This is a genomic window from Pseudactinotalea sp. (assembly GCF_048594945.1).
GTDB lineage: Bacteria > Actinomycetota > Actinomycetes > Actinomycetales > Beutenbergiaceae > Pseudactinotalea.
On record NZ_JBMDXJ010000152.1, the window covers coordinates 1 to 9,397 of the forward strand.

Below are 9,397 nucleotides of genomic sequence, written 5' to 3' on the forward strand. Positions count from 1 at the left end.
ACGCCGTCGGCGCCTGGCGCGACCTGGGCCGCCAGCTCGAGAAGCTGCTCGAACCCCGCCTGCGCCGTGAGCTGGCGAGTCCAGTCCGTCAGCGCTCCGGCAGCGGCGGTGGCGCCACCCACGTGGTAGGCGCCCGGTCCGCTCGCCGGTGCCGTGCCGAGCATCGGATCGATTGCGGGCCGATCGACGACGGCGCTCACCGACATCGTGGTCCCGTAGGCGAGCATGCAGTCGCCGGGTGCGTCGGCGCCCACGCTGACGTTCTCAGCCCAGAAGTCCATGGTCCCGCACACCACGGGGACACCGGCGGGCAGGCCTGTCTCGGCCGCTGCCGAGGCCGACACCTGCCCGATGACGTCGCCTGGCCAGCAGAGCTCGGGCAGCTCGATGTGACCGATCAGCGGCTCGGCCCACTCCCTGATCCACGCACCCTCATGGAGGTCGTAGAAGGGGTCGAACATGCTGGCGGTCAGGTGGTCGACCACGTAGGCGCCGGTGAGTCGTTCGACGACGAAACCGGTGCTGGAGACAACTCGTGCCGTCCGGGCGAAGACGTCCGGCTCGTGCTCGGCGAGCCACAGGATCTTGGGCCCGACGGACTGGCTGGTCGCCACGTGGCCGCACCGGGAGACGAGTTCCTCTCCGTACCGCTGGTTCACCTCCTCCACCTGGGTCATCGCCCGGGTGTCGACGGCGTACAGGATCGCCGGGCGGAGCGGCCGATTCTGTGCGTCGAGCGGGAGCATGCAAGGCCCGAGCCCCGTGATGCCCACACCCATGATCTCGGTGTCGGGCTCGTCGGCCAGCGCATGGCAGATGTCCACGACGTCGGCCCACCAGACGTCGAGAGCATCCTGTTCGGCCCATCCTGGATGTGGTCGGCTGACCGTGTGCGGCTGAGCGTGCTGCCGCAGGACCGTTCCGTCGGGGTCGACGAGCACGCCTTTGGTGCTGGACGTGCCGATGTCGATGCCAATGAGCGCGGTCCTCATGTGCTCTGCTCTCCTCTCTTGTGCTGGTGCCGTCGGCCGACGCCGGGTGCGGATGGGGCTACGAGGTCACGGCGACCTTGAGCGCGCCGCCTCCGACGGCTTCTGCCATCGCCTCGGTCGCGTCCTCGAGACTGAACTCGCGCGTGATCATCTCGGCGGCGCGGATGCGGCCGGAGGTGATCAGTGCCAGGGCGTCCGTGAAGTCGCGGCGCGTGCCGCCCACGTTGCCGATGACGTCGTACTCGCCGTAGTGGATCGCGTTGAGATTGATCTCCGCGGACCCCGAGCCGCCGAAGCCGGCGAACAGGTTGACGCGCCCGGCCTTGCGCGTGCAGGCAACCACGTCGTCGACGAGCTCGCCGTAGCCGATGCACACGATGGTGTGGTCCACACCGGTACCACCGGTCTCCCGCATCACGATCTCGCGGAGGTCCTCCTGACTGGGGTCGACGACGGCGGTCGCGCCGAAGCGCGTCGCGACCTCGCGGCGCAGCTCGCCCGGTTCGCTCACGATCACCTTCTCAGCACCGGCAAGCACGGCGAGCTGAAGGTGGAACAAACCGATCGGGCCGCCGCCCACGATCAATACGCTCTGGCCGAGGCGGATGTCCGAGCGCCGGTGCCCGTGTAGGGCGCATGCGAGCGGCTCCGCGAGCGCCAAGTGTGTCGCCGGGACGTCGGCCTCCACCGGGACGACACAGCCGGACTCCACCGCGTCGGCAGGCACGCGAACGTACTCGGCGAGCGAGCCGTGCTCGCCGTAGCCGAGCACGCGCAGGTCATCGCACAGGTTCCGCCGCCCAGCCACGCACGAGGGGCACGCGCCGCACGCAATCCACGGAATCACGCTGACGGTCCGTCCGAGCAGATCCGGCGCGCCGTCACCGACCGCCGCCACTATTCCGGAGAACTCGTGACCAATCACCGCGGGCCAGCGCACGCCACCCGTCTTCTGGCCGAGATAGATCCGCACATCGGACCCGCAGAGCGTGGTCGCTGCGACCTTGACGAGGATCTCGCCGTCGCCGATCTCTGGTGTGGGGACCTCGACGATGCTCAGGTCGCCGGGGCTGCGAAGAACAGCAGCGCGCACGCTTTACTCCTTAGTGTTGGTTGTTGCCGCTAGGCGGCGGGAAAGACCGAGAATCGACACGGTCACGGAAGGTGTGCTCGAGTGCGGAGTCACTTATCGGAGTCCATCGAGAAGCCCTTCATGATGTAGCGCTGGGCAAACGTGCCGAGCAGGACCACCGGAAGAGATGCCAAGACGGCCATCGCGGACAAGCTGCCCCAATAGAGGCCGCGATCGGTGACGAAGCCGGTTAGGTACACCGGGATCGTCGCTGCGTCGTATGAGGTCAGGCTGACCGCGAGGAAGAACTCGCTCCAGGCGAAGACCATGCACAGCACGGCTGTCGCGGCCAGGCTCGGCCGGATGAGCGGCAGCACCACGCGCGAAACCAGTTGCCACCCGTTCGCGCCGTCCACGGTCGCCGCTTCGACGATCTCTTTCGGCATGTCGAGTAGGTAGGCGCGCAACATCCACACCGCCAGCGGCATGTTCATTGTGGTGTAGAACGCGACGAGGGTGCCGATATTGTCGAGCTGTCCGAGAGCCTGAACTGCCATATAGATCGGAATGATCACGCCCGGCAGCGGAAGCATTCGGGTCGAGATGACGAAGAACAGGGCGTCGCTGGCCCGCTTGACCCGGCGCACCGCCATGGCGAACGCAATCGGAAAGGCAAAGGTGAGCGCCAGTACCGTCGATCCCAGCGATGCCACCAGAGAGTTTCGGAATGCGAGCATCGCATCCGGGGCCCCGAGGATCGAGAGGTAGTTCTCGAACGTTGGGGTGAAAATGAAGGTCGGCGGGTTGGTGACCGCGAGCACCTCGGGCTTGAGGCTCGTTAGCGCCATCCAAGCGATCGGCAGGAAGAAGGCCAGCCCGATGGCCCAGCTGAAGCCCGTCCCGGCCCACGAGCGGAGAAGTCGGAGGGGAGTCGTCGAGTTTGCTGCCACGGTATGTTCACCCATCTCTCAGCGACCTGGCGGCGAACCGCAGGAGCAGCAAGGTCACGACGATCGTCACGAACACCTGCACAACGCCGAACGCCGACGCCAACCCGATGTCGAAGCTGCGGAACGCCAGACCGTGCAATCGGTAGGCAGCGGTGGTCGTCTGGTTCCCGAGACCTCCCTGGGTGATCATGAAGATCGGGTCGAGCAGCTGCGAGACGAAGATCGCTCCGAGCAGCGCGCTGACCTCCAGGTGGGGCCGCAGGTGAGGCAGTGTCAGCGAGCCGAAGATTCGCACGGGCCCAGCGCCGTCCAGCATCGCGGCCTCCCGCGAGGATCGATCCACGTTCTGCAGGCCCGACAGGATGATCAGCATGGCGAACGGAGTCCACTGCCACGCCGTGACTGCGACGACAGTGCCCATGGGCCAGGTGTTGATCCAGTCGATGCCGGCGCCTCCGAAGGGTGCAAGCAGAAAGCCGAGCAGCCCGTTCTTCGGATCCAGCATCGTCGTCTTCCAGATCAACGCTGAGGCCGTCGGCGGGATTAGGAACGCACAGAAGATCATCGTGCGCACTACTGCGCGGCCCAGAAATCGGCGGTTGAGCAGCAGTGCCAGCACTGTGCCGAAAACGAGCATCAGCGCCACGACGCCAACGGTCATCCGCGCCGTGTTCCACATCGCCGTCCCGGTTCCGGACATCCGCAGGACCTCGGCATAGTTGGCCAGCCCCACGAACTGACGACCACCCGGACTCAGCAGGTTCCAGTCCCACGTGCTCAGCACCAGCGTGATCACGAAGGGAACCTGTGTCATGAGGACCATGTAGATGATGGCGATCCGCGCCATCGGCGAGAACCGTGGAAGCACAGTCGGCCGGTGGCGTTCGCGTTCGCCTCCCCGTCCTGTCTCTGGTTCGGCTGGTGAGGCAACGCTCATCGTGCTCATCACAATCTCGCAGGGTGTGCCAGGGTCATCCGGCCCACAGCCCGATGCGGCTCATCGTCGCCTCGGCACTGGCCTGGATCGCGTCGACAGCCTGATCGGCGGTCTGCTGACCGGCGATCGCCGCAGCGATCTCTTGTGACATCGGCATGTAGACGTCGGTCCACTGCGGGAACTCGAAGTACGCCGCCGGCAGCTGCGGAGGAGCGGTCGGCTTGAGCAGCTTGTCGGTGCTGACCTTGGCGATCTCCTCCAGGGTCGCCGCGGCGAACGGTGCCGCCTCCTGGTACTCGCTGATCTCGTAGGTAGACAGCCTCGTGCCGGGGGGCACGCGCTCCCAGCCGAAAGTCTCGCCGGCCAGCTTGATGTAGTCCTGGGAGGTCGCCCAGGAGACGAAGGACCAGGCGGCCTCCTGATGACGCGACGACTCCGGAATACTCAACGCCCAAGACCAGTACCAGCCGCCGAAGTCGCTGCGATAGTGCGGCGCCGGGGCGTAGCCGACCTTGCCAGCCACAGTGCTCTGATCAGGGTCCTCGAGGGTGTTCGCAGCCACGGTGGCGTCCATGAACATGGCTGCCTGACCCTGCGCGAACGACGACAGAGCCTGGTTGTACCCGGCCGAGGCGGCACCGACCGGTGACGCGGAACGCACGAGGTCCACGTAGAAGTTGATCGCCTCACGTGTCTCGGCCTCGGTGAAAGTCGGCTCCCACTCAGGCGTGAAGAGGCGTCCGCCGAATGCGTAGATGACGGACATGACGGACACCTGGTTCTCACCCGGCAGGCCGCGGAGCGCGATCCCGGACAGGTCAGGGCCATGGATCGTGTGCGCGAGCTCGGCCACCTCCTGCCAGGTCGGCTGCTCCGGCATCGTGAGGCCCCGCTCCTCGAAAACGTCAGTGCGGTACATCAGGAAGGCGGACTCGGCATAAACCGGGGCACCCCAGATCTGGTCGTCGCTGGACAAGGTCTCCATGACGGACGGGATCAGGTCGGCGGCGTCGTAGCCCTCGGTCTCGTCCATCAGCGGACGAAGGTCGGCCAGCCATCCCTGGCTGCTGTACTGGGAGGTCTCGTAAGGGCCGAGCGCGAGCACGTCGAACTGCCCGGAGCCGTTCGCCACGTCCCGCGCCACGCGCTCGCGCAGCTCGGTCTCCGGTAGCGAGGAGAAGCGCACCTCGATATCAGGGTGAATGGCGTTGAACTCCGACCGCGTGAGCTCCTGGAGGTCTTCGGTGACGGGATTGCTGACGTTCGCGACCGTGATCGTCGTCTTGCCCTGCGCACCCTGTCCGGAGCAGGCGCCGAGCATCGCTGCGGCACCGCCTGCCATCGAGTACTGAAGCAGAGACCGCCGCGTCAGGGAGGTTCGCGGCGCTGCGAACGAGGTAGTGGCGAGCCGCGGGGGCTTCGTGGACATTGCTGACTCCTCAGCTTCTAATGTGGTGGGAGGGAAGGGGGGCCCCGGGGCCACGGAGCGGCCACGGTGGTCATCGCGTCGAGCCCGCTGTCGCGAACCCCGGGACCGAAGGATCAGGCGGCGGTGTCCGCCTGCTCGAGATGCCGCACGCACGCCTCGATGTCGGCGTCGTGCACGGCTGCCTGCAGTGCCTGGATCGCGTGGCCGGGCGAGGGACGGCTCCACACGTTGCGCCCAACAGCGACACCGGCTGCGCCGGACTGCATCCAGCGGCCGATCTCCTCCCCGAAGCTGCGGGGATTCGCCGGCGCTCCACCGAGGACGAAGACCGGCACCGGCGACCACTGCACGATGTCGTTCAGCAGCTCCGGATCCACCGTGGCCGGAATCTTCAGGAGATGTGCTCCCAGCTCGACGCTGACTCTGGCCGCGTGGGCGATCAGCTGGTCGGTGTCCTCGGGCACCCGTGAACCCCACAATGCCGGCTCGACCATCAGTGGAAGTCCCAGGCGCGCGCACTCGTGAGCGTTCCGAGCCACCACGGCGGCGGAGTCCGCGTAGGCCGCGGAGGTCTCCAAGCCCACGGGCAGCAGCATCTTGGCAGCCGTGGCGCCGAGACCGAGCGCGTCGACGGGAGAGATCAGCTGGCGGTGCTGGGTCATCGGTGCCTCCTGACCCGGCAGCGAATCGATGACACAGTGATCGAGCGCAACGATGAGACGAGGCCCACCGGGCCGCGCGACCGACGCAGCGGCATGGCGAGCCAGACCCGGCCCGAGGAGCAGTGCCTCAGCGCCGGACGCGCCTAGAGTTGCGAGGATGGCTCCCGGGTCCTCTCCGCCGGGAACGACGCCGTTGCCGCCGTGATCGAACGCGACGACCACACCCTTTCCGCTCTCGGCGTTCAGCAGCTGGCTCAGCCTGACTTCGATCCCAGTCACGGGCGCTCCTTGTCGTTCGTTCCGGGGGCTCAACCCCCTGATTTGGGAGGCCGTCTGCGTCCTCATCCGACACTCTACCTCAGAGGTACATAGAGGGCAATGCCCTGTATGTACCTCTGAGCATGCTGGTGCCGTTCTTGGGTCAGGGCAGGAGCGTGGAGTCGTAGGCCTGACCCTCGAGTTCGATCTCCTCGTTCAGGAGCCCTTCGGCGGCATAGAGATCGTGCAACGCCTGCCACTCCTCGTGGCGGAAGGCACCGAAGTCGTCGCCCAGATGCTCCAGGAAGATCGGTAGCCGTACGGTATTGGACTCGACCTCGGCTTCTGGCGCGGCATCGAAGAAGATGTCGAGCGCATCTTCGGGGTGCTCGCGCACGTAGTCCCACCCACGTTCGGTCGCCTCGATAAAGCGCGTGACGGCCCCGGGGTTGCCTTCGAGAACGCCGACGTTGGCGACCAGCGCGGAGTTGGGGATCGTGAGGCCGAAGTCGCTCAGGAGCAGATGCTCGACGTTGATGCCTTGGGCCTGGGCGACCGTGGCGTCGAGGAACGTCCAGCCCAGAGCCGCATCCAGGTCGCCGTTGATGAAAGCCTGCAACACGGCCTGTCCTCCGGCGACCTCGGTGATGGCGGAGGTGTCGAGGTCGTTCAAGGAGGCGACTGCTGTCCACTCCTTGTACTGAGAGCTCTCAGTCACCACGCCCAACCTGAGCCCATAGAGGTCGTCCAGCGAGTCGAGTTGGATGCGATCGGCGTCGTACAGGACTGCGGTGGGGCTCTGCTGCACGACGGTTGCGACGGCGCGCAACGATAGGCCGTTCGATACGGCGGAGAGGACCTCGCCCGCCGAGATCACACCGATGTCGGCCTGTCCACTGGCGACGATCTGGGCGGTGACTGCCGATCCTTCACCCTCCTGGATCGTGACGTCGAAACCGGCGTCATCGTAGTACCCGAGCTCGTCCGCTACGACATAGCCGGCGTGCTGGGCTCCGTAGATCCAGTCGAGTCGGAAGGTGATGGGGGTAAGTCCCTCACCCTGGTCGCCCACGCTGTTGGGCGCCGCTGGTGAGTTGCACGCCGCCAGGAGCGCAGCGGAGGCGGCCGATGCCAAGACCGCCATCAGTATTCGTCGTGTGCGCATGAAGCGTCCTTCCGGTTCGATTGGTGCGGCGCGTCGGTCACGCGCCGGTCTGGCTGGTGGAGATGTCGGGCGCCCACGACAGCGCACGCCGTTCGAGCAGCGCGACCGCCCCGTAGGAGAGGACGCCAAGCACGCTGACGACCAGCAGGGCGGCGAACATCGTCACGGTGTCGAAGTTGTTGATGGCTCTCAGGATCACGAAGCCCAGACCCTGATCAGCACCCACGAACTCACCGACGATGGCGCCGACGGTGGCCAGCGAGATCGACACCTTCATCCCTGCGAGCAGATAAGGCAGCGAGCTCGGTAGTCGAAGCTTGCGGAAGATCTCCCAGTTGCTGGCACCAACGGTGCGGAGGTACTGCACGATCTCAGGATCGACGGAGCGCAGCCCGAGCACCATGTTGACCACGATCGGGAAGAACGCGATCACGGCCGCCATGGTGATCTTCGGGGTCAGTCCAAACCCGAACCAGATCACGAAGATGGGAGCGAGCGCGGTCTTGGGGATCGACTGCGTCGCGACCAGGACCGGCATCAGCGCCTGCTCACCGAACTTCGTCAGCGCAATGGGCAACGAAAGTAGGATCCCAGCGAGCAGCGCGATGGCGAAGCCGACCCAGATCTCGACCGTGGTGGCCGGGACGTGGGTGACGAAGTAATCCCACCTCATGCCCAGCTCCGCGAAGACCGCACTCGGGGCCGGCACCAGGTAGGTCGGCACATCGAACAGGCGGACAGCAGCCTCGGTCACGGCCAGGAGTGCGGCGATCAACGCGAAAGGCTTCCACGTCATCGGATCTCCCCGGAGGCCACTGCTGTCGCACCCGGCCGCAGCAGCGCGCGCAGATGGGCAACCACGTGGTGGAACTGCTGCCGTTCGCGTACCTCCGCGTCACGAGGACGAGGGAGGTCGACATCGACGACCTCGACCACCCGACCAGGCCGCTCCGACAGCACGACGACCTCGTCCGAGAGCAGCACCGCCTCCTCGATGTGATGCGTGACCAGCACGATCGTCGTCTGCTTTTCCTGCCAGATCCGTAGCAATTCCTCCTGAAGCGCCTCGCGCGTGATCTCGTCGACAGCGCCGAAGGGCTCGTCCATCAGGAGGATCTCGGGACCGGTAACGAGTGCTCGTGCCAGGGCCACCCGTTGTCGCATGCCGCCGGATAGCTGATGGGGAAGCAGATCCCGCACGCCAGCGAGTCCGACCATGTCAAGCAGGCCAAGTGCACGGGCATTGGCCTCGGGGCTGATCTTCTTGTCCTGGATCTCCAAGGGCAGTAGCACGTTCTTCAGCACGCTGCGCCACGGCAGCAGCAACGGTTGCTGGAACATAAAGCTGAGCCGTCCGCCGAACTCGACGTCGGCTACTGGCACCCCGTCGATGTCCACCGTGCCTTCGCTGGCGCGGACCACGCGCGAGATCACCTTCAGCAGCGTGCTTTTACCACATCCGGAGGGCCCGATGATGCTGACGAACCTTCGGGCCGGCACGATGAGGTCGACACCGTCGACGGCGAGAATTGGATCCCCTTGGGCGGGCCGGTACTCCAGGCGCAAGTCGCGGATGGCAATCTGCGGCGCGGGCGCCGCACCGGCGATCACGCTTCCCCCCCCGACCCTGCGTCGGAGCCAAAGAGCCTGCTGACCAGCTCGCGCGTGTAGGACTCGCCATGCTCGGCCGCAGCAGCGGCAGCCACATCCGGATCACCAGTCGAGAGCGCCTCCACGATTCTGCGATGCTCCTTCATCGACCGATGCTGCTGGCCCGGCATGTCTGCGTAGCGCTCGAACAGCGGGTCAAGAATCACGGCGTCGTGTGTGGACTGCAGCAGTTCCCTTGCGCGGGTGTTCCCCGACAGACTCCAGATCACATTGTGGAATCTCAGGTCATGCTCGCGATAGTCACGCCAGGAGATGCCAACT

Annotated in this window: 10 protein-coding genes; all 10 read right to left on the reverse strand. The window is 66.1% G+C overall.

Features of this window, described 5'->3' with window-relative positions; genetic code table 11:
* The coding region (locus ACOJSN_RS07130; RefSeq protein ID WP_420111811.1) for an FGGY family carbohydrate kinase at positions 1-992 on the reverse strand (992 nt) is incomplete at its 3' end.
* A 58-nt stretch (positions 993-1,050) separates the two neighbouring features.
* The gene (locus ACOJSN_RS07135; RefSeq protein WP_420111812.1) at positions 1,051-2,085 is read right to left on the reverse strand and encodes a zinc-binding dehydrogenase; all 1,035 of its coding nucleotides are present in this window, start codon (positions 2,083-2,085) and stop codon (positions 1,051-1,053) included.
* Between the two features lie 89 nt (positions 2,086-2,174).
* Positions 2,175-3,029 carry a carbohydrate ABC transporter permease gene (locus tag ACOJSN_RS07140; RefSeq protein WP_420111813.1) on the reverse strand — a complete coding sequence of 285 codons (855 nt, stop codon included), beginning with the start codon at positions 3,027-3,029 and terminating at the stop codon, positions 2,175-2,177.
* Positions 3,022-3,861, reverse strand: a complete 840-nt coding sequence (locus ACOJSN_RS07145) for a carbohydrate ABC transporter permease (RefSeq protein ID WP_420111814.1) — start codon at positions 3,859-3,861, stop codon at positions 3,022-3,024. The genes ACOJSN_RS07140 and ACOJSN_RS07145 overlap by 8 nt, the downstream gene beginning before the upstream one ends.
* 124 nt (positions 3,862-3,985) lie before the next feature.
* Positions 3,986-5,380 (reverse strand): ABC transporter substrate-binding protein, encoded by a 1,395-nt coding sequence (locus tag ACOJSN_RS07150; protein WP_420111815.1) that lies wholly within the window; start codon positions 5,378-5,380, stop codon positions 3,986-3,988.
* 113 nt (positions 5,381-5,493) lie between these two features.
* Positions 5,494-6,321 carry a class I fructose-bisphosphate aldolase gene (locus ACOJSN_RS07155; RefSeq protein WP_420111816.1) on the reverse strand — a complete coding sequence of 276 codons (828 nt, stop codon included), beginning with the start codon at positions 6,319-6,321 and terminating at the stop codon, positions 5,494-5,496.
* Positions 6,322-6,463: 142 nt separating this feature from the next.
* The gene (locus ACOJSN_RS07160) at positions 6,464-7,465 is read right to left on the reverse strand and encodes an ABC transporter substrate-binding protein (protein WP_420111817.1); all 1,002 of its coding nucleotides are present in this window, start codon (positions 7,463-7,465) and stop codon (positions 6,464-6,466) included.
* A 37-nt stretch (positions 7,466-7,502) separates the two neighbouring features.
* Positions 7,503-8,261: an ABC transporter permease gene (locus ACOJSN_RS07165; RefSeq protein WP_420111818.1), complete on the reverse strand. Its 759-nt coding sequence runs from the start codon at positions 8,259-8,261 to the stop codon at positions 7,503-7,505.
* Positions 8,258-9,076 carry an ABC transporter ATP-binding protein gene (locus ACOJSN_RS07170; protein WP_420111819.1) on the reverse strand — a complete coding sequence of 273 codons (819 nt, stop codon included), beginning with the start codon at positions 9,074-9,076 and terminating at the stop codon, positions 8,258-8,260. Before ACOJSN_RS07170 ends, ACOJSN_RS07165 begins: the two co-directional genes overlap by 4 nt.
* Positions 9,073-9,397 (reverse strand): FCD domain-containing protein (locus ACOJSN_RS07175; protein ID WP_420111820.1); only part of this gene is annotated, 325 nt, incomplete at its 5' end. The genes ACOJSN_RS07170 and ACOJSN_RS07175, both read right to left, overlap by 4 nt.

Bases quoted from the DNA above. Each gene is read 5' to 3' on its own strand.
- ACOJSN_RS07140 (WP_420111813.1), bottom strand. From the start codon at position 3,029: ATGGGTGAACATACCGTGGCAGCAAACTCGACGACTCCCCTCCGACTT.
- ACOJSN_RS07145 (WP_420111814.1), bottom strand. From the start codon at position 3,861: ATGGCGCGGATCGCCATCATCTACATGGTCCTCATGACACAGGTTCCC.
- ACOJSN_RS07150 (WP_420111815.1), bottom strand. From the start codon at position 5,380: ATGTCCACGAAGCCCCCGCGGCTCGCCACTACCTCGTTCGCAGCGCCG.
- ACOJSN_RS07160 (WP_420111817.1), bottom strand. From the start codon at position 7,465: ATGCGCACACGACGAATACTGATGGCGGTCTTGGCATCGGCCGCCTCC.
- ACOJSN_RS07165 (WP_420111818.1), bottom strand. From the start codon at position 8,261: ATGACGTGGAAGCCTTTCGCGTTGATCGCCGCACTCCTGGCCGTGACC.